Annotated in this window: 24 protein-coding genes; 14 read left to right on the top strand and 10 right to left on the bottom strand. The window is 33.6% G+C overall.

The window, feature by feature from the left end; genetic code table 11:
• Nucleotides 1-83: 83 nt before the first annotated feature.
• The 4 genes from SD960_RS07065 to SD960_RS07050 all read right to left on the bottom strand — a co-directional run bounded on the left by SD960_RS07065 (nt 84) and on the right by SD960_RS07050 (nt 5,086).
• On the bottom strand, nt 84-1,010 hold the full coding sequence (locus SD960_RS07065; RefSeq protein ID WP_318801801.1) for a DUF58 domain-containing protein: 927 nt from the start codon (nt 1,008-1,010) through the stop codon (nt 84-86).
• On the bottom strand, nt 1,007-3,577 hold the full coding sequence (locus tag SD960_RS07060) for a M1 family aminopeptidase (protein ID WP_318801800.1): 2,571 nt from the start codon (nt 3,575-3,577) through the stop codon (nt 1,007-1,009). The genes SD960_RS07065 and SD960_RS07060 overlap by 4 nt, the downstream gene beginning before the upstream one ends.
• A gap of 299 nt (nt 3,578-3,876) precedes the next feature.
• Nucleotides 3,877-4,470 carry a hypothetical protein gene (locus SD960_RS07055; RefSeq protein WP_318801799.1) on the bottom strand — a complete coding sequence of 198 codons (594 nt, stop codon included), beginning with the start codon at nt 4,468-4,470 and terminating at the stop codon, nt 3,877-3,879.
• Nucleotides 4,471-4,540: 70 nt separating this feature from the next.
• Nucleotides 4,541-5,086: a hypothetical protein gene (locus tag SD960_RS07050; RefSeq protein WP_318801797.1), complete on the bottom strand. Its 546-nt coding sequence runs from the start codon at nt 5,084-5,086 to the stop codon at nt 4,541-4,543.
• Nucleotides 5,087-5,289: 203 nt separating this feature from the next.
• Here SD960_RS07050 and SD960_RS07045 point away from each other — a divergent pair, with 203 nt between their 5' ends.
• Both SD960_RS07045 and SD960_RS07040 read left to right on the top strand, forming a co-directional pair.
• Entirely contained in the window at nt 5,290-5,997 is a 708-nt protein-coding gene (locus tag SD960_RS07045) for a LytTR family DNA-binding domain-containing protein (protein WP_318801795.1), read from the top strand.
• A complete protein-coding gene (locus tag SD960_RS07040; RefSeq protein ID WP_318801794.1) occupies nt 5,994-8,069 on the top strand; it encodes a HAMP domain-containing sensor histidine kinase in 2,076 nt (691 codons plus the stop codon). The genes SD960_RS07045 and SD960_RS07040 overlap by 4 nt, the downstream gene beginning before the upstream one ends.
• A 350-nt stretch (nt 8,070-8,419) precedes the next feature.
• Here SD960_RS07040 and trxA read toward each other — a convergent pair whose 3' ends face one another.
• Nucleotides 8,420-8,737: a thioredoxin gene (trxA, locus tag SD960_RS07035; protein WP_042563349.1), complete on the bottom strand. Its 318-nt coding sequence runs from the start codon at nt 8,735-8,737 to the stop codon at nt 8,420-8,422.
• Nucleotides 8,738-8,979: 242 nt separating this feature from the next.
• Between trxA and SD960_RS07030 the strand changes: the two genes are divergently transcribed.
• Together SD960_RS07030 and SD960_RS07025 are read left to right on the top strand one after the other, a co-directional pair.
• Nucleotides 8,980-11,439 (top strand): AsmA-like C-terminal region-containing protein, encoded by a 2,460-nt coding sequence (locus SD960_RS07030; RefSeq protein ID WP_318801793.1) that lies wholly within the window; start codon nt 8,980-8,982, stop codon nt 11,437-11,439.
• A gap of 247 nt (nt 11,440-11,686) precedes the next feature.
• Nucleotides 11,687-12,157 (top strand): hypothetical protein, encoded by a 471-nt coding sequence (locus SD960_RS07025; protein WP_318801792.1) that lies wholly within the window; start codon nt 11,687-11,689, stop codon nt 12,155-12,157.
• 79 nt (nt 12,158-12,236) lie between these two features.
• Here the strand turns inward: SD960_RS07025 and SD960_RS07020 are convergent, their stop codons facing one another.
• Together SD960_RS07020 and SD960_RS07015 are read right to left on the bottom strand one after the other, a co-directional pair.
• Nucleotides 12,237-14,216, bottom strand: a complete 1,980-nt coding sequence (locus tag SD960_RS07020; RefSeq protein ID WP_318801791.1) for a DUF2075 domain-containing protein — start codon at nt 14,214-14,216, stop codon at nt 12,237-12,239.
• A complete protein-coding gene (locus SD960_RS07015) occupies nt 14,209-14,415 on the bottom strand; it encodes a helix-turn-helix domain-containing protein (RefSeq protein WP_078006399.1) in 207 nt (68 codons plus the stop codon). The genes SD960_RS07020 and SD960_RS07015 overlap by 8 nt, the downstream gene beginning before the upstream one ends.
• Before the next feature lie 80 nt (nt 14,416-14,495).
• Between SD960_RS07015 and SD960_RS07010 the strand changes: the two genes are divergently transcribed.
• The 3 genes from SD960_RS07010 to SD960_RS07000 all read left to right on the top strand — a co-directional run bounded on the left by SD960_RS07010 (nt 14,496) and on the right by SD960_RS07000 (nt 15,660).
• A complete protein-coding gene (locus SD960_RS07010; RefSeq protein ID WP_318801789.1) occupies nt 14,496-14,765 on the top strand; it encodes a hypothetical protein in 270 nt (89 codons plus the stop codon).
• A gap of 24 nt (nt 14,766-14,789) precedes the next feature.
• Entirely contained in the window at nt 14,790-14,975 is a 186-nt protein-coding gene (locus SD960_RS07005) for a hypothetical protein (protein ID WP_318801787.1), read from the top strand.
• Between the two features lie 370 nt (nt 14,976-15,345).
• Nucleotides 15,346-15,660, top strand: coding sequence for an HPF/RaiA family ribosome-associated protein (locus tag SD960_RS07000; RefSeq protein ID WP_115844109.1), 315 nt, complete (start codon nt 15,346-15,348; stop codon nt 15,658-15,660).
• Between the two features lie 248 nt (nt 15,661-15,908).
• Here the strand turns inward: SD960_RS07000 and SD960_RS06995 are convergent, their stop codons facing one another.
• Nucleotides 15,909-16,586 (bottom strand): hypothetical protein, encoded by a 678-nt coding sequence (locus tag SD960_RS06995; protein ID WP_318801784.1) that lies wholly within the window; start codon nt 16,584-16,586, stop codon nt 15,909-15,911.
• 351 nt (nt 16,587-16,937) lie between these two features.
• On the opposite strand from SD960_RS06995, the gene SD960_RS06990 reads away from it, so the two are divergent.
• The 5 genes from SD960_RS06990 to SD960_RS06970 all read left to right on the top strand — a co-directional run bounded on the left by SD960_RS06990 (nt 16,938) and on the right by SD960_RS06970 (nt 21,084).
• Nucleotides 16,938-17,429 (top strand): nuclear transport factor 2 family protein, encoded by a 492-nt coding sequence (locus SD960_RS06990; RefSeq protein ID WP_318801782.1) that lies wholly within the window; start codon nt 16,938-16,940, stop codon nt 17,427-17,429.
• A gap of 262 nt (nt 17,430-17,691) precedes the next feature.
• Complete coding sequence (locus SD960_RS06985) at nt 17,692-19,074, top strand: ammonium transporter (protein ID WP_318801780.1); 1,383 nt, start codon at nt 17,692-17,694, stop codon at nt 19,072-19,074.
• A gap of 165 nt (nt 19,075-19,239) precedes the next feature.
• Nucleotides 19,240-19,917, top strand: a complete 678-nt coding sequence (gene trmB, locus SD960_RS06980) for a tRNA (guanosine(46)-N7)-methyltransferase TrmB (protein WP_318801860.1) — start codon at nt 19,240-19,242, stop codon at nt 19,915-19,917.
• Between the two features lie 41 nt (nt 19,918-19,958).
• Nucleotides 19,959-20,597, top strand: coding sequence for a LysE family transporter (locus SD960_RS06975; RefSeq protein WP_073394716.1), 639 nt, complete (start codon nt 19,959-19,961; stop codon nt 20,595-20,597).
• Nucleotides 20,598-20,754: 157 nt separating this feature from the next.
• Nucleotides 20,755-21,084, top strand: coding sequence for an MGMT family protein (locus SD960_RS06970; RefSeq protein ID WP_115844119.1), 330 nt, complete (start codon nt 20,755-20,757; stop codon nt 21,082-21,084).
• A 176-nt stretch (nt 21,085-21,260) separates the two neighbouring features.
• On the opposite strand, the gene SD960_RS06965 is transcribed toward SD960_RS06970, so the two are convergent.
• Together SD960_RS06965 and SD960_RS06960 are read right to left on the bottom strand one after the other, a co-directional pair.
• The gene (locus tag SD960_RS06965) at nt 21,261-22,586 is read right to left on the bottom strand and encodes a HAMP domain-containing sensor histidine kinase (protein ID WP_318801777.1); all 1,326 of its coding nucleotides are present in this window, start codon (nt 22,584-22,586) and stop codon (nt 21,261-21,263) included.
• A 138-nt stretch (nt 22,587-22,724) separates the two neighbouring features.
• A complete protein-coding gene (locus SD960_RS06960; RefSeq protein WP_318801776.1) occupies nt 22,725-24,068 on the bottom strand; it encodes a sigma-54 dependent transcriptional regulator in 1,344 nt (447 codons plus the stop codon).
• 155 nt (nt 24,069-24,223) lie between these two features.
• Here SD960_RS06960 and SD960_RS06955 point away from each other — a divergent pair, with 155 nt between their 5' ends.
• Both SD960_RS06955 and SD960_RS06950 read left to right on the top strand, forming a co-directional pair.
• Nucleotides 24,224-25,471, top strand: coding sequence for an efflux RND transporter periplasmic adaptor subunit (locus SD960_RS06955; RefSeq protein ID WP_318801775.1), 1,248 nt, complete (start codon nt 24,224-24,226; stop codon nt 25,469-25,471).
• A 203-nt stretch (nt 25,472-25,674) separates the two neighbouring features.
• On the top strand, nt 25,675-26,382 hold the full coding sequence (locus tag SD960_RS06950) for an ABC transporter ATP-binding protein (protein ID WP_318801774.1): 708 nt from the start codon (nt 25,675-25,677) through the stop codon (nt 26,380-26,382).
• Nucleotides 26,383-26,420 lie beyond the last annotated feature (38 nt).

The following is a 26,420-nucleotide window of genomic DNA, read 5'->3' as shown; positions in this document are numbered from 1 at the left end:
GCGTTATTGCGGTTGCAAAGATAGTACAGAATTTCATTTCTGCAAGTGTTTTGATAAAAAAAATTAAATATATTTTTAATTCCTTAGCCAAAGTTTTGTTTTTCAACTAAATATGTAGTCAATATTTTTTCAAAATTGTCGCCCACATTTACCGGAACGTACTTAATTTGGTTTTTTGCGCAGGTTAAAGCAAGTTCTTTAAAATAACTTTCTGCCCTTTTTTCATATTCTGCTTTTACATTATCGGCAAAAATCGATACTTCTTCTCCAGATTCTAAGTCGATGAACTTTCTTGGTGTATTGTCAAAATCAAATTTTAGTTCCGTTTCATTATCAACCACATGAAACAAAATCACCCTGTGTTTGTTGTGTTTTAAATGCTGCAAAGCATTAAACAATTTCTCATCATCTTCAGACTGAAACATATCTGTAAACAAAATAATCATCGATCGACGGTGCATTTTTTCTGCAATTTGATGCAAATACGTAATCGTATCGGTTGTTTTCTTCACTTTTGGCTGTTCTAATAATTGCTCTAATTTATTGAGCAGCATTCTATGGTGACGATCGCTTCCTTTTTCGGGAGCATAATATTCGTAATTGTCCGAGAAAACGCTTAAACCAACTGCATCACGCTGTTTCTTTAAAATATTCATCAAAACTGCCGAAGCCAAAACGGCAAAACCAATCTTTTTTTCATAAAAAGGCTGATTCGATTTTAGTTCGGGATAATGCATCGACGACGAATTATCGACAATAATATGACAGCGCATATTGGTTTCTTCCTCAAAACGTTTGGTGTACAAACGATCGGTTTTGGCAAACAATTTCCAGTCGATGTGTTTGGTACTTTCTCCGGCATTATAGACTTTATGCTCAGCAAATTCGGCAGAAAATCCATGAAACGGACTTTTATGCATTCCGGATATAAAACCTTCCACAACCTGATTTGCCAACATTTCGAGATGCTGAAAACTCGAGACTTTCTCTATTTCCGTTTCAATTTTCATTCGGTTTCTTTTTTAATATTTTGGGCGCGATACAAAGCATCTGTCGCCTGAAATAATTTTCGTTTTAATATCGGACTAAAATTAGGGTTTTCTTTTAAGAATTGCTGCACTTCATCAAAAGCATATTTCGAAGTATAACGCCCGATTGTTCCGCTTAGCCAGTCTTTCGGAAAAAATATATCTCCGGTTCGCTGAATTTCATCGGTCAAATCTAAACAAAATCTCAAATGTTTTTGCGCACTTTCCTGACGCAGCGGATGGAAAACATTTCCCAAAGCCGACGAAACCCAGGATTCTTTTTCTCTGTTTTTCTCTTCTTTTAATGATTGAATAAAAGCATCACGAACCCATTCTTCTTTTGATAATGAAGGTAATAAAAACTCAAAACGCTTTTGTCTGTCCGGATTTGTGATCGCTTTTTGTGCTTTATCTAAAATTTCATCTGCTTTTTCATGTTTAAAGATAGCCAAATTCATAGCGATATTGGTAAAATCATCTTCGTTTAATTTTAAATTTGCAATCACAATCTCCTTATTCCAGATCTGATATAATTTGGCTTTCGCCGAATCAGAATAAGCGATTGAACTGAATAAATTAAATAAAGTTTTTTTAATGTTTCCCGGCAAATTTGCCTGCAAACGATTGTAAACAATGTCTTCAAATTGTTTTTGAGTGGCGTTTTGTTGTTTTTCGGTTAGAAATTTCCAAAAAACACTGCTTGCATTATTGGTCAGTATTTTTAAAACCAGTTCGTTTTCTTCGAGTTGAATTCCTTTTAAAAAACAATCAAAAGCTTTTATTGGTCTAATATTTCCCGTTAAGGTATTTTCATAAAGATTACTATAACTCGATGCTCTTGCAACCTCATCTTTTAAACTTGAAATAGTATTTAAATTATTTCCGTCAAGCGGAAAAACGCCGTATCCAAAACCGTTATAATTGTAAATAATATTCAATGGTTTTTCAAGCCCGATTACTTCCTTTAAGACTGTTTTTCTGTCGTTTACAGCAACATCAATAACTTTGATATTATCAGCATAAACCAAACCTATTTGAAAAACCTGAGGCCAGATATTATTTGATTTATCTTCGGCTTGTTGATTAATTTCAAAGGCTGTAATTCTGTTTTTAGTATCGTATTTAATTTTATCTGAGAAAATGGCTCTCCCCGATTTATTCACCCAGACTTCGCTCCATTTTTTCATGTCGAGCGGCGTTTCAGCATCCAGGATTTCTACGAGATTATTCCAGTCGGCGTTATCGTTGGCGTATTTTTGAATGTATTTTTCAATTCCTTTTTGAAAAGCTTCCTTGCCCATTGTTGCTTCCAACTGACGCATCATAATTGGGGCTTTGTTGTAAATAATGCTTCCGTAAAGTGATCCGGCGTCTTTTAAATTGGCTAAATGTTGTCTTATAGGATGTGTGCCCAACGATCGATCTTCGGCGAAAGCCCCGAAATAATGCGTGGTAAAAAATTGCAGATTATGATTGATTTTCGGAAAAATCGGATTCATAATTTTGTCTGCCATAAAATTCGCAAACACTTCTTTCATCCAGACATCATCAAACCATTTCATGGTAACCAAATCGCCAAACCACATATGCGAAGTTTCGTGCGCGATTAATTTGGCCCGGCTTAATTTTAATTCATCAGTTGCGGTATTGTCTAAAAATAAAGCCGATTCTTTGTACTGAATCGCCCCAACATGCTCCATTCCACCATATTGAAATTCAGGAATCGAAGCAAAATCCAGCTTTTGAAACGGAAACGGATAATTAGTATATTTTTCTAAGAATTCTAAAGATTGTTGGTGCAGTTTAAAAATGGTATCGGTACTTGTCTGAAGTTTTTCGGGATTATTTTCTCGATATAACATTGTCATTTCACGATTGCTAGGCTTTTGCGTAGCCGTTTTAAATTCTCCGGCAACAAAGGAGAACAAATAGGTACTCATTTTATCTGATTCTTTAAAAGTGTAATTAACAAAATCACCTTTTTCAGATTTGTTTTTTACATCGGCTCCAGCCAAAACTGACCAATCTTTGGGAACTTGCAAAGTCATATTATAAGTGGCCTTAATATCCGGCTGATCTAAACATGGAAATAAAGTACTCGCACGATCCGGAACTAATAAAGTGTATAAATAATCATCGTTTCGGTTTAAGGATAAATTACCGGCGATGAATGAAATTTCAATTTTATTTTTTCCTAAAATCAAATTTTTAGCAATAATAATATGTCCTTTTTCGTGTAAAATGGGAATTTTTTTTCCGTTTGCTTCAATTGATTTTATGTTCTGCGTTTTCTCTTTAAAATCCAAATACAAAGGCTGACTTATATCTGACAAAGTCAAATGCAGTTTCATTTCCGCTTGAATATCTTCATTTTTTTGATATGGAATTTCGAATAATAAATCATAAGAAACATCAGAGATTTGCTGTTTTCTAAAAATAGCCAGTTGTTCAGAAACTCCATTTTCTAAGACAACGCTTTCTTTTTGTTTTTGAGAAAAACCAATTGTTACAATCGTAAAAATGCAAAGAAAGCTGTAGAAGATTTTCATTTTTCGAAGAATGTTTGATTCGTAAAAATAAAAAAGTTTGCCACGAATTTCACTAATTTTCGCGAATTAATTTTTTTTTGCCACACATTAAAGGATTAAAATGATTTCTTTACTTTGTCTAATTCTCACGCAGATTTGGCAGATTGAGCAGATTAATTAAATTCGTTTTATCTGCAAGATCTGCCAAATCTGCGTGAAACAATAATTAGTGAAAATTCGTGGAATTCGTGGCGAAAAAACAAAAAAGGCCTGACTATCGCCAAACCTTTTCAAACATACTAAATCAAACTATTCCAAAATTATTCTGTTTGTTGAAATTTAAATGTCATGTCTCCAGCATAATACGTGTTACGTGCATTCGTTGGAAAAAGTGTTTCTGCAGCAGTGCTTGAAATGAAAGCATAACCTGTAATGGTAATATTTCCAGCTACGATAGGATAAGTTGCGGCAGATCCGTCGGCTTTTGTTCTGTTGATCCAGTCATCGCTGTTTACCGTAAAAAAGTACTCTTTGTCTTTGGTCAGCGGGATTGCTGTAATCGTTTTTTCGACTGTAACATTCGCTGTAGCTGCATTTACAATTTCAGACTTGATTACTGTTTTAGTCGCTGCATCCCACAAAGTCACTCTCAACGCTGAATTTACATCCGGAATTTTTACAATAATAGCGTTGATTTTTCCGGTTACAGTTGGTTTAAAGCTGAAACCGTATTCATAAATTCCTGCATTTTTTTGATCTACTGCTTTTTGATAAAATCCTGAAGTCGACATATAAGCCTCAAGGGGGTTTTCTTCGTTATATTTTACAGGATCTGGTTTATCATTATCACTACTGCATGAAATTGCGAAAATTGAAATTGTAAAAAGAGTTAAAATGGTTTTTAAAGTTTTCATACTATCGGATTTAAAATTGTATTGGATTGGTTTTTTATTGGTTTAAAAGCTAAATGATGCCTTATTTTGGTTATTGCTGAATATTAAAATGCGCACAAACTTCTTGGTAACTCATTTTAGAATAATCCAGTTTTGCTGTTTTTGATGTCGCAGCGGCAACGCCTCCGGGAATCAAAATGTAACGCCAGCTAAGTGATGTGGGAAGATTTACTGTTCCTCCCTGATCATGTCTGAATCTAAAAAGTTTGATTTTCTTTAGCGTAGAAACAGCTGTAATTGTATTGACAAATCCACCCGCTGTTGATGTATAAGGCAATGAAAATGTACCGGATCCAAAAGACACATAAACTAATACAGTTCCTTTTGAAAGAATATCATCTGTTAATTCAGGAACAACAAGACTTGTAGACATTCCAGAAGTTCCATCAACTGTTTCTGCGGCAGCTACCGGAGCAGTCAGCCATGCGCTGTAAATAACATTTGCGGTTCCGGTTGCGCCCGTTGCTCCAGGTTGTCCATCAACTCCGTTTGTTCCGTTTGTTCCGTCATCGCTGCTGCAGGAAATTGTAAAAAGAGAAACTAGTAAAAGTGTAAAAATGGTTTTTAAAATTTTCATAATAATTTTGGTTTAATAATTTATTAAAAGGTTCTTATTTAGTTCAATAACATTATTTTTGTAAAAGTCAGCCAAGTAAAAAATTTGTTTATTTTTGGCTGATGAATTATTTACAGGACAAATTTGCGCGATTAAAACAGGCCTGAAAACAGCTAATAGACAGACGACATTTTAAATAGACAGACGACGTAAAATCAATTTAAATGACCAACAAATACACGTGTATTATTATCGATGATGACGAAATTGACAGGTTAACGGTGGTTTCGTTTGCCAAGAGATTTCCTGTTCTGGATATTTTGGGTGTTTTTGAATCTGCAGAAGAAGCGCTTTCGATTATTGAAAAAGAAAAAATCGATGTTTTGTTTCTGGATATTGATATGCCGGGTTTAAGCGGTATTGAGTTTAGAAAAAAAGCACTTGAAATTCCGGTTTGTATTTTTATCACCGCACATCCTGAGCATGCTGTAGAAAGTTTTGAAATTGAAACACTCGACTTTATCGTAAAACCTTTAAAACTCGATCGCTTTGCACAAACCGTAAGCAGAATTGAGGAGTTTATGGAAATAAAACTCAAAGCGTCTCTTTTTGAAGCCAGCATTGGCGGTGATACGATCTATATTAAAGAAGGTCACGAACAAACAAAAGTTAAACTGCATGAAATTTTATATCTCGAAGCTTTAAAGGATTATACCTTAATTATTACCGATAAAAAAAGACATTGTGTTTTATCGAGTATCGGAAATCTTTTGAAGGAAAACCATTTTCAATCTTTTATTAGAATTCACAGAAGTTTTGCAGTTCAGAAACAGTTTATCCAAAAAATAAATTCTTCTGAAATTCTTCTTCATAATAACATTACAATTCCTGTTGGCAGAAGTTACAAAGACAACCTAAACCTTTTGGCATGAAACGAACAGGGATTTTGTTTTTGTGTTTTATCACTTTCTCTGTTTTTGCACAACAAGAACCTAATTTATCCCGCTATAAAACTACTGCCGAAAAGCTGCAGGCACAATTAAATTACACGCGTGATATCTTAAATTTAGATGAATATTCTAAAGTTATAAAAAGCACGGAAAAAGGCATTAATCTCTCTCAAAACTATCCTGCTTACTTAAGTAAATTCTATTTTTTTAGAGGAATGGCTTATGAATTCAATAACAACCAATATCAGGAAGCATTGGTTAACTATGAATTGGCCTGGAAATATGCTAAAAAAGCGAGACATCTCAAGAACGAAACTTCTGCTTTGATGCGACTTAACTATATTTATTATGCATTAAATGATACCACTAAAAGAAAATCTTTAATGCTTTATATCAAAAATGTAGTTGACACCACAAAAAGCGTTTATACAAAAGCCGTTCTTTATGGAAGTCTGGGAGAATATTATTTGGATTATGCACAATATGAAACTTTTATCGGATATCAGTTAAAAGCGATAGTTTACAAAAAACAAATTCCAAAAAGCGTTGCAAACAATGAGAATATTGGAGTTTCTTACTGTCAGATTGCAAGTGCTTATATCAAAATGAAACAATTTGATAAGGCAATTGAATATCTAAATTATTCTAAACCTTACATAAAAACCTCTCCGTATATAATGGCTTTTTGCAGCAATTACTATATTCAGTGTTTTGTAGCCGAAAAAAAATTAGACAGCATTCAAAAATATTATAGATTAATTTACACTTATCCTTCAGAAAAAGACTCCCTGTTTCTTAATTTAAGTTTTGCCAACCGAAGTATGTCGGAGTATTACGTAGATAAACGTGAGCTAAATACAGCACATAATTATGCTGAAAAAGCAGTTTTATTGGGCAAAAAATCAAATGACGATGATATAATTATGGAAGCCAATACCGTTTTGGGAAGGGTTCTATATGAAAAACGGGATTATAAAAAAGCAATCGAAATCCTGACATTGGCTTCAAAAAATGCTTTAACGTATGATAAGGAATCGTTTGTAAATATCAACAAAAAACTATCGCAAAGTTATGCTGCATTAGGACTTTGGCAGAAAGCCTATCAATACAACGAAATTTACAGCAAAGCTAATGACGAAATGATGCAGGAATCGGCAAAACAGAATATTGCGAATGCAGAAGCCCGTTATCAAAACAAAACAAAAGGTCAGGAAATTAAAAATCTTTCGGCTCAAAATACCATTAAAAATATTCAGATTGCCGATGCGAAAAAACAGCGTTTCTATTTAATTTCAGGAATGATTTTGGTTGGAATTATTGGATTATTGCTTTTCAGGCAAAACCAAAACAGAAAGAAAACCAATCAAAAATTACAGCTTTTAAATCAGGAACTCGACGAAGCCAATAAAGTAAAAGCACGTTTTTTTGGTATTTTAAATCATGATTTACGAAGTCCGGTTTCGAATTTGATTCACTTTTTACATCTTCAAAAAGAAAACCCGGAATTGATTGACGAAGCGACTGCTTTAAGAATGCAGACAAAAGTGATTTCAGGCGCAGAAAATCTATTAACATCCATGGAAGATATTTTATTGTGGAGCAAAGGCCAAATGGATAACTTCAAACCTCATCTTCAAAAAATTGCCATTGCTGATGTATTCGAAGAAACTCAGAAACACTTTGAAAGCGCCGAAAACATTCAGCTTTCATTCGAAAATCCGGAAAATATAATTCTGAATACTGATGAAAATTACCTCAAAACGATCATCCGAAACTTAACCGGAAACGCCATAAAAGCATTAGAAAAAACTCAAAACGGAAAAATAATCTGGAAAGCCTGGCAGGAAAACAACCAAACCTTTCTTTCGATTACAGACAATGGTCATGGCGGAACACAGGAACAATTTAAAGCGCTTTATGACGATTCTCAAGTGATCGGAATTAAATCAGGTTTGGGATTACATCTCATTCGGGATTTGGCTACAGCCATAAATTGCAAAATCGAAGTCAGTTCAAAACCTGAATTGGGAACTACTTTTACAATAATATTCTAAACTTAATTTTTTAAACACATAGAGACATAGTTATGCTGGATCTTTAAAAAAGTCGTTTCACTTGCATAAACAAACATAGCTATGTTTGTGTAAAAAGACAATGAATTCTTTGTTTACGCAATCTATGTTTGTATACTTAAATCGCACAAAGAGCAGGCAGAAAGTTTTTAAAGAATAAAAGAGGAAATTTCTTTTCAGTCTGCTATGTTTGTTTAAACAAATGAAATGCCTTTTCAAGCTTACAAAAATCTATGTCTCTATGTGTTTAAAAAAATATGTAACTGAATTTATCCCAATAAAAAAGGCTTGACTTTCGTCAAACCTCTTTTATATAAATCATAATCTTACGATTACAACAAAGCGTCTAAGCTATCAGAGTAAGTTTGTTTCGGAGCAACTCCTACTTGTTTACCTACTACTTCACCGTTATGAAAAACCAAAACGGTAGGTATGTTACGCACACCATATTTTGCAGCAAATTCCTGGTTAGCATCTACATCAACTTTACCAACAACTACTTTACCTGCATATTCTTCACTGATTTGGTCAATGATTGGACCAACCATTCTACAAGGACCGCACCATGCTGCCCAAAAGTCAACCATTACTGGTTTATCTGATTTTAAAACTACTTCATCAAAAGTAGCATCTGTTATTGCTAATGCCATAATATCGGTTTTTTAAAATTATCGTCTGATTAACTAAAGTATCAAACTAGAGTACAAATTTAAAAATTAAAAACCATTCAAACACCATTAGTAAATTAGTTTTCATTATAAATGCATTGTCATTTATTATATTAATCCCATGTTTCAAAATTGTGAGATTTAACTTAAAGTACAGAATAAGGTATTTTAAAAATAAGGTCAGTTTTTTATGCTATCTTTAATGTTCCGGAAACTTCATTTATATGAAAGCAATTTTACACCACATAAAAAGCTTCTTACAATCTTCTCCTTTTAAAATATATGCCAAATGGTTTGGCTATTTTATTTTAGGATGCATTGCGTTTGTGATTATTGCTTCGGGTGCCTTATCATTCTATTTTAATCGGAATAAAACCGAAATTATTGCGAAAATAAATACAAAGATCAATGAAAATATAAACGGAAAATTTCATGTTGGTGATTTTCAATATAAGTTTTTAACCGGTTTCCCGAATTTTACGCTTGCGCTAAAAGATGTCGAAATCAAAGACAACCAATGGCATATTCACAAACATACTTTATTGAAAGCCAAAGAAATCGAGGCACGTTTAAACGTTTGGAGTTTACTGCAAAACGAAATCAACATTCATAAAATGCTGATTAACGACGCCGAAATTTATGTTTATAAAGCCGAAAACGGATATTCGAACGCGGATATTTTTAAACCCAAAAAGAAAAAATCTCCCAAGAATAAATCCGAAACCGAAACTAGTATTGACCAAATCGACCTTAACGATGTTCATTTTATTTTGGATAACCATATTGGTCACAAATTATTTGATTTTGATATTGCAAGTTTAAAATCGAAAGTTGATTTTGACGATGAAGACTGGCAAACCGATGTTTTCCTGAAAACCGATATCAAAAGTCTGGCATTTAATACCGTACACGGAAGTTTTGCCGAACAAAAAATTCTAGAAGGCACTTTTGCTGTTTCCTATTCTGCCGAAAAAGAAAAAATTGATGTTGTGACCAAAAACTTAAAAATAGGAACCGACTCCTTTGATATTGTTGCTTTTTTTAATCTTGCCAAAGGAAACGCTCTTTTCGGAATCAACATTTCAACAACGATTTTATGGCAAAATGCATCCAATTTATTATCGGCAAACATTAGTTCGAAGCTGAACCGATTTAATTTGAAAGAAGAAATAGACGTTAATTGCGACATCAAAGGCGATTTTAATGCAGAAGGCGACCCGAGAATTGTGGTTCAGGCAGAAGTACAAAACAACGAACTCAGTATTCCAGACGGATTGATTACCAATTGTAATTTTAAAGGAATTTTTACCAATAATTTCAAGCCAAAAGAAGGTTATAACGATGCAAATTCTGCCGTTATTTTAACCCGATTTTCAGGTAAATACAAAAATATTCCGCTAAAAATTCCGCAATTGGCAATCAACAATCTTGAAAAACCATTGGCAACCGGAATCGTAAATTCTGATTTCGACATTGAAAACCTTAACGAAGAAAACACCGAAAAATGGATTCATTTTACCGAAGGTCACGCTTCTGCCAACTTAAAATTTCAGTTTGATATTGTCGATTTGTACATTACAAAACCCCGATTTATTGGCAATGTAAATGTGCAGAATGTCTCTTTTCATTTTATTCCAAAGAATCTTCACGCCGAAAAAGTCAACGTTCAGCTTGACTTTACAGAAAAAGCGCTGCTGATTAAAAAAATTGCTTACAAACACAATAAAAACATCATTTATCTGGAAGGCAAAATCGATAATTTCCTAAACTTATATTACGACGCTCCCGAAAAAATGATTGTAAACTGGGATATTTATTGCCCCAATATCGACTTAAAACAGTTTTTGGGTGTTTTGGCAAGTTCTCAAAAAAAGAAAATCACAGCCAAAAAAGCCACTATGTCTGATCAATTGCGAAACGCTATCGAAAAATGCGTTGTAGACATCAACATCAAAGCCAATAAAATAAACTACAATAAACTGACCGCCACCAACACAAAAGCCACGGTACAAATGATTGATTCAAGGCTTGTAATTAAAAATGGTTCACTGCAAACTTCTGGCGGAAGCATTACTTTTAATACCACTATTTCGCCCAATGGCAAGAACTATAATTTTGTCTCCAACGCACAGGTAAACCGTGTTGATATTGCGAGTTTTTTAAAGTCGTTCAACAATTTCGGAATCACTTCTTTTAATCCCAAAAACATAAAAGGCAGATTGAGCAGTCACGCCAATGTGAGCGGTTTTATCAACAGCCGGGGCGAATTACTGACCAATTCTATGCACGGAAAACTCGATTTTAATGTCACTCAGGGCGCTTTGCTCAATTTTGAACCCATTGTAAAAGTGGGCAAATTTGCTTTTCCGTTTCGCGATGTCCAGAACATAACCTTCAGCGATTTGTCCGGAAACCTCAACATGCGCGGAGAACAAATCGATGTGAACAACCTCATCATCAGCTCCAGTGTATTAAACTTAGACATTAATGGAATTTATTCCTTCGGCCGAGGCACCAATCTCGCCCTCACCATCCCACTCCGAAACTCTAAAAACGACGCCAAACTTGCCAGTCAGGAAGAACGCGACGCCGTTCGCGATCGCGGAATTGTGCTGCATTTGATTGCGGTGGATGATGAAGGGAAAATGAAAATTAAGTGGGGGAAGAAGGATAAAGAGAAATAATAACAAAGTCATTTCACACAATTGTCATTGCGAGGAACGAAGCAATCTCACGCGCAAAATCGACAAAGATTATAAAAACGCTGATCAGAAATGGTTGGCGTTTTTTTATGGATAAAATCCAAGTTTAAAACTATTTTTTTAATGAGGTCAATTGTACGCGGGTCAATTATTGTTTAAAAGCTAAATTTGAATTAATCATGATTTAAAAGTATTTTCAGAATAGTAACAAAAAGCCATTATCAAAAAAATGAAATATTTAGCAGAAATAATATTTGGAAAAGATCAAGTAAGAAAATTTCATAATAATGAACCTTTAAATGATTGTGAAAAAATCATCAATCTAAAAAAATACAATTTTGAGTCTAGGGCAGAAAGAAATGCATTTTATAAAGGAATTGGAGAAGCAATGGGTTGGCGTGAATTTGAATTAATCAAAGAATTCGAAGAAAAAACAACTCCAGAAAAAGAAGACGAAGATAAATTTGATTATTGGTCTTTCATTGAGAAATACTATCCAAAATATTCTCATTGTGATGATGTTTTACTAAGTGATATATTAACTAGAAAACTTGTAGGTGAAGAAATTTGCGAAAGTGATAAAGAATATATTAAAGATTGGAATATCAGAAATAGATTATTTGAAGTAGATAAAGAATTACTTTGTAAGGCATTTGAAAATTATTTCAATATTGCTTATCCTGAAAATCTTAGTTCTTAAATAAAAAACTGCTTTCGCAAAAATGCCTCAAAAAGTTAGACACTATTTGAGGCATTTTAAGTCAATTATAGTTTTATAATTAAATCTCTTCAATTCCTAATAGCTTAAAAAATTCAAAAGTTCCATCATACATAAATTCTTGCCTGGTAACATCTTCATTATTCCCAAACGGAATATAAATTACCATTCCTTGTCTTGCTCTAGTCAACAAAACTCTATAAGAATTAATTAAGTAATTTGTAATTTCTGGACTATTTATATTTTGCCACTTTGTTCCTTTAAATTTTCTATAATTCCATTGATTTTGATCATAAAATAAATCTCCATCCCAAGCAACGCAAGTCCAATCTAATTCTAATCCTTGTATGTCAAACTCGGTAGCTACCTCTTCAAGAAAATAAGATGAACGAATATCATCTTTATCATTTAAAAACCAAATTGGCGCATCTATTTTAGCTTTTACATTTAATCCAAAAGGTCTTAAACGAATTCCTCCAGATGAAGCTACAACACCAATTCTTTCAGATCCTTTAGCAGAAATTCTTAACCAGTTTCTAGCTTTCTCTAAATCACGTGTTATTTTTATTGGATAAAATTCTTTAATAAATAACTCATAGATTTCTTTAGCGTTTTCGATATTATTATTTATTATTTCCTGAATAAAACTTGATAATTGGGCGCTTCTAAATGATCTTAAAGAAACTGATAAATGCAATTCATCTTTCTTTATAGCTTTCTTGTCATTTAAAATTACCAAAGCTTCTTTGTCTTTAATGTAATTTTCATCTTCAACAATTTTTGAAGAATAATAAATATCCCAATCTTGAAACTTATTTGAAAATGGTCGAATCCATTCTTCTAAACCTGCTTCTCCTGTGTTTATTTCTTGTCCTCCTCCAATTAAACAAACAATTGTACACCAATCTTCATGTCTATTCATTACTTCAATAAGAAATTCGGGCTCTGATTTATTAAAATCTGAAATCCCTTTATTTCTTTTCATAAAACTTGAAGCTTGTTCTTTCGTCCATGCTCTTTGAGCTTCATCAAAAATGGTTACTTTTTCAATTGGAGCTTTTTCATCTCTTATAGAAGCATCTCTAAAATGATGAATATTTTGGATAAAAGATTTTACATGAGATATTGCCGAAGATTTTGCAATAATTAAATTTTCCTCTCTAGCAGTTTTAACTTTATCTCTTGCTAAAGCTTCTCTTAAAACATCTACTAAAGGACCATTTCCCGAAAGAAAAACGGCATGTTCTTCCTCTTCATAATTTGAACGTAAGTTGGCAATATTTAATCCTGCTAATGTTTTTCCTGCACCCGGAACTCCAGTGATAAAACAAATTGATTTTCTGCTTTTTTTCTTCGAATAATCTATAATTTCGGAAATACATTCTGAAGTAACAGATAAATTTTCTGCACCCGAATCACTTCTAGATATTTCAGAAACATTATGTTTTTTATACAAAGCTGTAGCTGCTTCTATAATTGTTGGTGTTGGCTTATATATTGAGTTTTCCCAATTTTCAACACTTATAATTTCAAAGTTTTTAAAGTTTTCTAAAGTTTCAGATATGACTTCAGATAAATTATTTTCATTCGCTACAATTGTATCATACAGGTTATCAAAAGACTTTTTGTAGATATTATTAAAATTGCTTGCTTTATCGGCAACTAAAATTGGGATAATAATTTTATTATGGCTTCCTTCGTGGAAATTATTCAAATCTAGCCCATAATCAAAAGCCTGATCTTTTGCATATTTATCATATAAACTTGAGCCAATTTTAAATTCCAACACAAAAATGCAATTGTCAATAATTAAAATATTATCAACTCTTTTACCCATTCTAGGAATCGTAAATTCAAAATAAACTCTCCCATTAAAGTTTAAGATTGTTTGTTTTAAAATTCTAATTTGACTTTTCCATGCATTAGCTTGCTGAATTGTCAATTTATTTAAATCATATCCACCAGAGATTTTCCCGTAAATATTATCTCCATCTTCGATACAGAAATCGCAAATAGAATTGGCATAATAAGCCCTATTCATCGAACAAGTCTCTTACTTTAACTTCTAAAGCATTCGCTAATCGTTCAACAACTTCAATAGAAACATTTCTTTCTCCTTTTTCAATTGTCGGTAAATAAGTTCGGTCTATCTCTGCTAAATTGGCTAGCTTTTCTTGAGACAGTCCTTTGAGTTTTCTAAGCTCCTTAATTTTAAGTCCGAATTTTTGCTTAATATCCATGTTAACAAAAATTGCAAAATGTAGACTCTAAAACAACGGAGTATAGTCGGGGTTTTGTTTATCTTTGAAATAAAATTCCTATGTTAAGCTTAAATGAAAAAATTCAGTATTTAGAAAATTACTTATCGCAAGCAAATGAAAATTATGCTGATAGTTTTAAAGAAGATATTGTAATGTTCATAGATGATTTTACAGATCAAAATGAACTTTTAGCTTTTCTAAATAAAATTGATTCTTTAGAAGAAATTGAAAATTGGGTAGACAATTTGTGCTCCCGAATTGTTTTGAAATTTGATTCTGAAGGAGAAGAAATAAATGATTTTATATATGATTATATACAATTTGGCTGAATTGAAAATATTAAGAGAAAAAACATGACAGAATATTCAATTTTAGAAATTCCAACTGTGCTTCATCCGCCTATAAAAATTACAGACGTTATTTACAATTGCCCTGTTTGTGATTACGAAATTGAAATAGATATGTTTGTAGATGATAATAGTTTTGTAAAATGTGAGAGTTGTGATCACATAACGAAATTAAAAATTAAAAGAATTTGAATTCTTGAAATTCAAAACGCAATTAAAGAAAGACATAATTCTTATTTGTCATCCTGACGGAGGAAGGATCACACTAGAAATTCCATAAAGTAAATCGTCAATCTTTGTCGAGTTCCGTGTGTGATCCTTCCTCCGTCAGGATGACAAAGCAGGCGGAAAAATCACAAAATAAAAAAATCCGTCCTTATCCGCGTTTTCACGAAGTTAATTCGTTAAATCCGCGTTCCATAATAACATTTCGACATCTGCTAAGTCCAACAAAAAATGCGATTAATTTTTCGGAAAAAAAATTCATAATGTTTTATTAACTCACTTGGGTTTTCATCTTAAATAAAATAGCTTTGAGAATAATCATTAAATATAAACCAATATGAAAATTCAAATCAATACAGACAAAAACATAGAAGGACACGAAAGATTAGCAACTTATTTTTCTGAAGAATTAGAAAAAGGCCTAACTCGTTTTGAAGAAAAAATTACCCGCGTTGAAGTACATTTCGGAGATGAAAATGGAGAAAAATTCAGCCTTAACGATAAAAAATGTGTAATCGAAGTTCGTATCGCTAACTTACAGCCTCTAACGGTTACAGAACACGCTGATACTTTAGAAAAAGCTTTTAGCGGCGCTTTGGCAAAAGCAAAAAAATCATTGACTACTACTTTCGAAAAAATGAAGGCGCACTAATATATACTGAGCGTTTTTTTTCACCATATAAGTTGTATAAGTACATATTAAAGTTTGCTTATATAACAAACCGGTAAGTTTTTAAACCATATAAGTCATATGAGTTCATTTAAATTTAGTAATGCTTAAAAGCAAGCTAATTTGAACTTACATGACTTATATGGTTTGTTTTTTAGCACAACTTAGCGCAAAGCTAACTTACCAAAAAGTTTATATGTACTTATATAACTTATATGGTGAAAAAAAAATTAAGATTTTGGCAAAGGCGCTCCTACGGCAATATCGCAACGGTGTCCGGGTTGTCCGTGAGCAGGATTCATTCCTTCGGCTACGGCTGGGGTTTCGGTGCTTAATAAAGCCGGGACATTAGTATTTGCTGGCGGCGTAACGGTAAAAGTTTTCGAAGTCGTTCCGCTTTGTGCTGTATTTGTCGTTGTTGTTTGTTTTGCTGCAACTGGAGAATTTAAAGGCGCTCCAACCGGAATATCACATCGGTGTCCGGGCTGTCCGTGCGACGGATTCATTCCCTTTCCTACTTTTACAGGCGCTGCAGTTGTTGTTGTAGTCGTAACCACATTTTGTTGCTGAGTCGGGTTTACCTGAACAGTTTGCGCTGGCTGAGCCGTTGCGGTTTGTCCTTGCGTTGGAGCCGAATTTAGTGGCGCGCCAACTGCAATATCGCATCGGTGTCCGGGTTGTCCATGTGCAGGATTTAGTCCGGCATTTGAACTCAAAACTGTATTTGGATTTGTCTGAACCGGAGTTTGATTTTGAACCACCGAATTTACTTTAGCAGTATCTTTCATCAATCCCAATTTTACCAATTCTGATGTTGGTGTATTTTCCTGAGGTTCTAATTCTTTTTTGCAAGAAGTAAAAAGTATTGAAGTAAGAACTAACGAACTGATAAGTATTTTTGAATTCATGATTGTAGATTTTAAAAGCTCTCAAATATAGTAATTAAACCATATAAGAGAACTTATGATTGTGGTAAAATTTTCACCATGTAAGTTATATAAGTTCATTGTAACCTTTGTCAAAGTTTTAAACTTTGACAAAGGTTTGCGCCTAGTTGATTGCCCATTTTTGTCATTCCGAGGAACGAGGGATCACACACGAGGCTCGACAAAGATTGTCGATTTTGATTGGAGTTTCTAGTGTGATCCCTCGTTCCTCGGGATGACAAAGCATGTGATACTTTTTAAAATGAACTTATATCACTTATATGGTGAAAAAAAATTACAATATTTGCTAACTTTAGCCAAAACAAACTTTATATGAAAAAATCAATCCTGCTCCTATTATTTGTTACCGTTTTTGCCAACGCACAAAACACCGAAAAAGACAAAATCAATCAGACCCTTAACGCTTGGCACAAAGCCGCTGCCGATGTAAAATTCGACGCCTATTTTTCTGCATTAAGCGATGACGCCATTTATATCGGGACAGATGCTACGGAAAACTGGACCAAAAAAGAATTTCAGATTTGGGCAAAACCCTTTTTCGATAAAGGCACAACTTGGAATTTTACGGCTCTAGAACGTCATATCTTTTTTGACAAATCCGGAAAAATTGCCTGGTTTGATGAATTGCTAAATACACAAATGAAAATCTGCCGCGGATCTGGCGTTCTGGTTAAAGAGGGTAAAGAATGGAAAATTCAACATTATGTTTTATCCATGACGATTCCGAATGACGAAGTGGATGCTGTAACGAAATTAAAATCTCCGGTTGAAGATGTTTTAATTGACAAGCTTAAGAAAAAATAAACAATTTTAGGGTTTCTTATTATAATCCTAACTTTTCTAGCGTTTTACAAAATACGATATCAAATTAATTATAATATAATTGACAAATTTAGTTGTAAATTAGAAGTTCAAAATAAGATTGTCTCAAAAAAAGAGATCGAATTTTACAAAATCAACTAAAATAAAAGCCAAACCTCTATTTTTTCAGCCTTGAAAATCTAAATATTGATTTTTTTTTAACTTTGACCCCAAAAAAAATAGGGTTCAATAAAGTATTTGAAAAATGAAAATAGAAAAACGCTGGGTCATCTCCTTTATTATTATAAGTATTGTTTGTATTACAGGTGCATTTTGGCCAACTGTTGCCGAAAATAATTATGTTCTTTCAGAATTTGGAACAACAGACCATATAGTTCCTGCCGATGTTGCCTGGATGTTAACTTCGTGCTGTCTGGTTTTGATCATGACGCCTGGATTATCGTTTTTTTATGGCGGAATGGTAGGCCGAAAAAATGTGATTTCGACCATGTTGCAAAGTTTCATTTGTTTGGGCGTTGTTACACTTTTATGGGTTGTGGTTGCTTTTAGTCTGGCTTTTGGAGAACCGGTTGGTTTTGGTTCAGGAGATCATTTTTATAGTTTCTTCGGAAACCCAACCACTTTTGCTTTTATGGATTATGTAGGCGTTTTGCCTCATAAACAATTGGCAAACACGATTCCGTTTATGCTTTTTGCTTTGTTCCAAATGAAATTTGCGATAATTGCTCCGGCTATTATTACGGGTTCGTTTGCAGAACGTGTTCGATTTATCTCCTATTTATTATTCATTAGTTTATTCACGATTTTCATATACGCGCCTTTGTGCCACTCTGTTTGGTATCCAACAGGCGTTTTAGGAAGTTATTTTGGTGTAAAAGATTTCGCCGGAGGAACCGTTGTACACATGAGTTCTGGATTTGCTGCTTTGGCAGGAGTTCTGGTTTTAGGAAAAAGAAAAAACAGCGATCATATCCCAACCAATATTCCGTTTGTATTATTAGGAACCGGAATGTTATGGTTTGGCTGGTTTGGTTTCAACGCCGGATCTGCGCTTGCCGCGAATGGAACGGCTGCAATGGCTTTTGCAACGACTACAACTTCATCGGCTGCAGCCATGTTAACCTGGGTTTTCTTTGACCGAATGAACGGCAGAAAAGTTTCGGCCCTTGGTGCTTGTATTGGAGCTGTTGTGGGTCTGGTTGCCATAACGCCCGCTGCAGGTTTTGTATCTGTTCCAGAAAGTATGTTTTTCGGGTTCATCACTGCTTTAGTTTCAAACTCGGTTGTAAATTGTCGTTTATCAAAGAGATTTGACGATACGCTTGACGTTTTTGCCTGCCACGGTGTTGGCGGAATTATGGGAATGATCTTAACTGCGATTTTCGCTCACGGCGAAGATGCGAGTTTACTTCACGGTGGCTGGAACGTATTTGCACATCATATGATGGCGTTGGTTTTGGTTTCGATATTTACTTTCTTTGGCGCTTATTTCTTGTTTAAAGTAACGAATTTTATTATTCCGCTTCGAGTTTCTGAAGAAAACGAACATATCGGATTGGATTTATCGCAACACGATGAAACGCTCGATCCAAAATTAAAACCAATTACGGAAGCGCATTACGGGTAAAAAAGGTTTGCCACGAATTACACTAATTTTCACTAATTTTTTTCGCTCAAAACATAAAAATTAATTCGCGAAAATTAGTGTAATTCGTGGCAAAAAACTTTAAAACCCAATTGCGCTATTTTCATTCGTTTATATTCCTTAATTTTGCTGAAAATTTTTGTAAAAGTGGGAAGTAAAAATAAACTAAAAAGATTCAGAGAAAACGAAACATTTCAAAACGTTTTTCAACCAACCAGAGAAGAAGTTGTAGGCGATTTAATGCCTTTAAAAGGAAAATGGAACTCTGATTTCTTCAAAAATGATAATCCATTAGTTTTAGAATTAGGGTGTGGAAAAGGAGAATATTCTGTTGGATTGGCAGAAAGATATCCAAACAAAAATTTTATCGGAATTGACATTAAAGGCGCGCGTTTCTGGAGAGGTGCGAAAACCGCTGTTGACACCGGACTACACAATGTTGCTTTTGTTCGAACTCAAATCGAATTAATCAATCATATTTTTGCTGATAATGAAGTAGACGAAATCTGGATTACTTTTCCGGATCCTCAAATTAAATACAAGAGAACAAAACACAGAATGACGAATTCTGAATTTTTGAAATTGTATAAAAAAATCCTTAAAAAAGATGGTGTTGTAAACCTTAAAACCGACAGTGAATTTATGCACGGTTATACACTGGGATTGCTTCACGGAGAAGGACATGAGGTTTTATATGCGAATCATAATGTGTATAAAAATGAAGGAAGTCCGGAAGAAGTTACTGCTTTTCAAACATTTTATGAGAAACAATATTTAGAAATTAATAAGGCAATTACGTATATTCGCTTCAAAATTAAAGATTAATTTAGTTTTGAAAACAAATTTACGAACCCACAAATAACTGAATGGCCTTACTTACTCCATTACTTTCAGGTTTTATTGCAGCTTTCATTGGAATTATCCCGCCTGGTTTGATTAACATGACGGCAGCCAAAATAAATTTGAAAGAAGGAAAAAAGAATGCCTTGTGGTTTGTTATTGGTGCTGTTTTAGTCATATTTTTTCAAGTTTTTGTAGCGGTTTTATTTGCGCAGGTAATTGATAACCGACCAGATGTTGTAACTTTATTACGTGAGGTTGGTTTTGTAATTTTTGCTTTTTTAACGATTTACTTTTTATTTCTTGCCAAAGAACCAAAAACCAAAAAGAAATCTAAGATTAAAAAAAGCAGCAAAAAAAGCCGTTTCTTTTTAGGAATGTTACTTTCGGGATTGAACTTTTTCCCGATTCCGTATTACGTTGTAGTGAGCGTTACTTTGGCTTCTTACCATCTTTTTGTGTTTGAAAACAACATTATTTTTACTTTTGTTTTAGGATCTGTTTTAGGATCTTTCGCAGCTCTTTACAGCTATGTTGCTTTCTTTGGAAGAATCGAAAAGAAAACCGATTATCTAATGCGCAACATGAATACAATTATTGGAAGCATTACCGGTTTAATTGCGGTTGTAACGCTGTTTAATATTTTGAATTACTATTTCGGATAACTACAATTTAAATTTAGGTTTTATAAAATTGAACCATTAAGAGATTAAGAAAAATTAAGTTTCGCTTTGTAACTTCGCTTTCTTAATTATCTTTTAGACAAAATTTAGGTTTCGCCTTAATGAAACTTAATGTCTTAATGGTAAATAATTTAAACTTATGGCTGAGGATAATTTTTTTGAAAAGGTTTATGCTATTGCAAGACAAATTCCCTACGGAAAAGTAACTTCTTATGGTGCTATCGCAAAAGCTTTAGGAACCGCACGCTCTGCCCGAATGGTGGGCTGGGCCATGAACGCCTGCCATAATATGGATGATGTTCCGGCACACCGCGTTGTCAACAGAAAAGGGCTTCTTACCGGAAAACATCATTTTGACGGAACTAATTTAATGCAGCAGCTTTTGGAAAACGAAGGTATTGAAGTTGTCGATAATCAAATTATAGATTTTGAGAAGCATTTTTGGCAGCCGGAAATTTCTACCATATAAGTGATATAAGTTCATATTAAGTTTTGATTTACTTTATCATTTAATCTCGCAAAGACGCAGAGTCGCAAAGTTTTCTTTTTTAAGTTTTGCTTTGCGACTCTGCGTCTTTGCGAGAGGTTTTATGCGTAATGCTTAATATGAACTTATATCACTTATATGGTGAAAAAAGAAAAAAATCAAATCAAACAAATAACAAAGCTCGTTTTATCTTCATCGGTTTGGTAGCTTAAATAACCGCCGTGCGCTTCTATGATGTTTTTAGAAAGTGTTAAACCAATTCCTGCGCCGTCTTTTCTGGTGGTAAAAAAGGGCAGAAAAACTTTGTCCCGAATTTCAGAATCGATTCCTTTTCCGTTGTCTGAGATGGTGATGAAAAAACGGTTGTTTTCTGTATAAGTTGACAGAAACATCTTTTTTTCAGTTTTTTCTTTTAAGGCATAAATACTATTGGTAATCAAATTGATAATAACCTGTTCCATTTGGTTTTTATCAATTAAAATAGAACGCGAACTATTAATTTCATTTACCAATTCAATATTTTCTGCTTTCAGAATCGGATTCATTATTCGTAAACAATCTCCAAAAAGAGCATTTATTGGCGTCATTACTTTTGTTGGCGTTGGCAGCATGGCCAATTTACGATAGTTTTCTACAAAAACCTGTAAATGATCGCTTCGGTTTATTATGGTCGAAATACTGCTTTTAATATCATCAAAATCATCTTCTTCCAGTTTCTCCTGATCTACAATCTGGAGCAAATTCTGCGAAAGTGCGCGTATTGGCGTCAAGGAATTCATTAATTCATGCGAAATAATTTTCATCAAATTGATCCAGGCTTCTTTTTCTTTTTTCTCGATTACACGCTGAATACTATCCAATAAAATGATAAAATATTCTTTGTTATAGGTTTTTGTCAGAGAGGTTTGCAAAATAAAAGTCTGCATATCCTGTTCTTCAATTTTTATCGAAATCGCCGATTTTAGTTCTGAAAATTCTGTTTCTTCAATTTCGCTGCAAAGCGATGGAAGGTAATTTTTAAGGTATTTCCAATGACTCACTTTTGGAACTTTGAATAGATCTGAAAAACAGTCGTTCATCAAAAAAATATTCCATTCATCATTGTCTTTTTCGAGAATTAAAACGCCTGTTTCGATATTATTTAAAATCGATTGGTAAACAATTTCTTTAGATGTTTGTTCCTGTTGCTGCACTTTTAAACTTTCATATAAAAGATACATGCTTTTAAAATTTTCGTTTTTATTTTCTTCCGGAAAATTGGTCGAAAAATCGTTTTGAAGCATCGAGAGTAATGTTCTGTCGTAAAAAAGCAATTGACTTTTGACATAAAAATACATTTCAAAAAGCATTACTACAGCAAAAAGTCCAACCAAAACAGCATTGTAATAAAACATTTTATAAATCAGAAAAATGCAAATGAGAAAGAGAATCATAACAAATAAGATTCTAACAAACAAGGCGTTATAAAACTTCCAATTTTTCATTGTTTTAATTTTTATGCTTAAACTTAACCGCAAGGTTCACAAAGGTTTTACGCAAGGTTCGCTACACATAGCTTTGCGAACTTAATAAAGACAATTGCAAACAGTCCTAAAAAATACCTTGCGTGCTTTGCGGTAAAATTAATTTTTCAAATCGTATTTCTCAATTCTTCTATACAAAGCAGCTCTTGACAAACCTAATTCTTCGGCAGTTTTGCTGATGTTTCCGTGGTGTTTGAATAATGCTTTTTCGATGGCGGTTTTTTCCATTTCTGATAATGGATTTTCGTCGTTTTCCTGAATTTCTTCAAAATCGAGAATATCCAGATCGTGTACAGAAATTGTATTGTTATCGGCCAAAATCAAAGCTCGTTCGATCTTATTTTCCATTTCTCGAATATTCCCTTTCCATGGATATTTTTCTAAATATGGCGCAACATTTTCTTCAAAATGCCAGTTTTCCTGATTGTACTTTTCAGCCGTTTGCCCTAATATAAAATGCGCCATTGGCACAATATCATCTTTTCGCTCGCGTAATGATGGCAAATGAATTTCCATTGTATTAATTCGGTACAACAAATCTTCCCGAAAGGTTTTATTTTTTACCTCAGCTTTAATATCACTGTTCGTGGCCGCAATAATGCGAACATTTAAAGGTCTGGCTTTGCTTTCGCCTAAACGTGTTACGGTTTTGGTTTGCAAAACATGCAATAGTTTTGATTGCAAATGCAGAGGGATATTTCCAATTTCATCTAAGAAAATAGTTCCGTTTTGCGCGGTTTCAAATCTTCCGGGCGTATCAGTTTTGGCATCTGTAAAAGCGCCTTTGGCATAACCAAAAAGTTCGCTTTCGAATAAATTATCACTCAAAGAACCTAAATCAACATGCACAAAAGGCTGGCTTTTTCGTTCTGAATTTTGATGAATAAACTCAGCAAAAACATATTTTCCTGTTCCGTTTTCACCCAAAATCAAAACATTGGCATCTGTTTTGGCTACTTTTTCTGCCATAGAATACGCTTGTTTTATTTTAGTGGAAGTTCCGGTAAAATAACGTTTTTCTGTTTTTTCAATTATTGTCTTTTTTGTATTCTTTCTGCTTTCGGCGACAGCCTTATCAATAGTTTCCAGTAATTTTTCATTGTGCCAAGGTTTTAAAACATAATCAAAAGCGCCAATTTTTATGCCTTCAACTGCGGTATCAATTTTACCAAAAGCGGTCATTAAAATCACAATGGTTTGCGGCGAAAGTGTTTTTATTTCTTTTAGCCAATGAATTCCTTCGCGCCCGTCTTCAAAACCAATTCGGTAATTCATGTCTAACAAAACCACGTTTATTTCATTTTCATTTAAAATAGAAATAATCTTTTTGGGGCTATTCGCTGTAAAAATGGTTTCAAAATGTTTTTTGAGAATCATTTTTGCCGAAAAAAGAATTTCTTCCTGATCGTCAACGACTAATATTTGGGCTTGTTTTTTTCGCATGTTGTCTTTTTTGTCCGATTTTGAACGGTCAACTGTTCATTATTGAACACTCTTTTTTTGATTGTTTTTTAAAGCCTCTTTAAAATCAATACTTTACAAATAATACTTTTTGTGGCACAATATTTACCTATTGATTATCAGTAAATTATTTAAAAATGGACAAGGTAATTCCTCGTAAAAATAGAAAATTTAGGTATCTGACAATAGCAATTGCTGTTTTTTTAGTTTTGGCTGTGATCGTCTTTTTTTCTTTTAGCACTAAAAGAAGTTTAAATGTAAAAGCAGAAGAACTTACCATTCAAAAAATTGAAAAAGATTTTTTTGAAGATTTTGTGGTTTTTCAGGCCAAAGTAGAACCTTTGAATGTAATGCTTGTCAACGTTACAGAAGGTGGTTCTGTAAAAGAGATTTTTGTAGAAAATGGCGCCACGGTAACGAAAGGACAATCGCTCGCCCGGTTGTATAATCCGAATACAGAACTGAATTACCTGACTCAGGAAACGGCTATTATCGAGCAAATCAACAACTTGAATACCGGAAAACTGAACATTAGAAATCAGGAACTGAACTTAACCAAAGACTGGGTTTTGATCGAACACGATTATAATGACGCGAAAAGATTGTACGATATGAATTCGAAATTGTTTGCTAAAGATGTGATTTCGAAAAATGACTGGAATACGTTTAAGGAAAGTTTACGTTTTCAGGAAGAACGCAAAAAAACGATTCAACAAAGTATTCAAAAAGAAAAACAATCTAATCAATTGCAAATTTCTCAAATCAACCGTTCTATTCAGACAATGGAAATGAGTCTGGATATTTTGAGAAATAACAAAAAGAATTTTTTGATTACTGCTCCTGAATCTGGCCGATTAACATCATTTGAACCTGTTTTGGGAAAAACATTCCAGGCGGGAGAAAGCATTGGGAAAATCGACTCTAAACAAGGTTATAAACTGATAGCAGAAGTAGATGAATTTTATCTGGAAAAATTAAGAGAAGGCTTAAAAGGTCAGGTAGAATTTAAAGGAAAAATACTTGAAGTTTTGGTTACCAAAGTAATTCCGGAAGTAAAAAGCGGTCATTTTACAGTGGAACTTGCTTTTACATCAAAAGAAAATATCACTTTGCAGGACGGACTTAGTTTTGGCGTGAAGTTGATTTTATCGGAGAAAAATAAAACGCTGGTTGTTCCTAAAGGAAGTTTTAATCAGGAAACCGCTGGAAAATGGATTTTTGTTGTAAAAGGAAATAAAGCCGAAAGAAGAAATATAAAATTAGGACGAGAAAATCCTTCGTATTATGAAATTCTGGAAGGTTTAAAAGAAGGCGAATCTGTGATTACTTCATCGTATTCTGATTATAAAGATATTGAGGAGTTGTCGATTAACAACTCACAGTAAACGCAATCTTGTCATTTCGACGAAGGAGAAATCTCCACGAGAAACTCGACAAAGATTGGATTTTCGTTGCGGAGCTACTTGCGAAGATTTCTCCTTCGTCGAAATGACAAAAAAACGGATAATAATTAAGTGGCGAAAAAAAATAAAAAGTTTCAATCATCAATCAAAAAACATAATTAACAATACTTAAAACCTTAAAAAATATGATAACCATTCAAAATTTAACCAAAGTTTTTAGAACCGAAGAAGTAGAAACTTCTGCTTTAAGCGGGATTTCTTTAGAAATTAAAAAAGGAGATTTTTTAACGATCATGGGACCTTCCGGTTGCGGGAAATCTACTTTATTAAATATCATTGGGCTTCTTGACAGTGCTACTGACGGAAGTTATAAATTATTAGACCAGGAAATGGTGGGTTTAAAAGAAAAAGGAAGAGCTAATGTTCGTAAAGAAAATATCGGATTCATTTTTCAGAATTTCAATCTAATCGATGAACTTTCGGTTTACGATAATATCGAATTGCCTTTGCTTTATAATAACGTAAAAGCATCTGACAGGAAACAAAAAATCGAAGCGATTGCTGAGAAACTGAATATCTCACATCGATTGAAACATTATCCGCAACAGCTTTCAGGAGGTCAGCAACAACGTGTTGCCGTTGCAAGAGCTTTGGTAAACGACCCGAAAATTATTCTGGCCGATGAACCAACGGGAAATCTGGACAGTAAAAATGGTAACGAGGTAATGGAACTTTTAACCGATTTACACGCTAAAGGTGCCACAATTTTGATGGTAACGCACTCTGATTATGATGCTTCGTTTTCACAGAAAACAATTCATATGAAAGATGGTCTAATATTCTCTGAAAAACTAAACCAGAGAAATGTAGATGTTTTTATGGACGCTAAATAATTATAAAATGATCAAATTTATTGTAACCGCAATCGTAA

This window comes from Flavobacterium sp. MMLR14_040, from assembly GCF_033657265.1.
GTDB lineage: Bacteria > Bacteroidota > Bacteroidia > Flavobacteriales > Flavobacteriaceae > Flavobacterium.
Note: the sequence above shows the minus strand (reverse complement) of the source record. Positions and strands in the feature narration are given on the sequence as shown.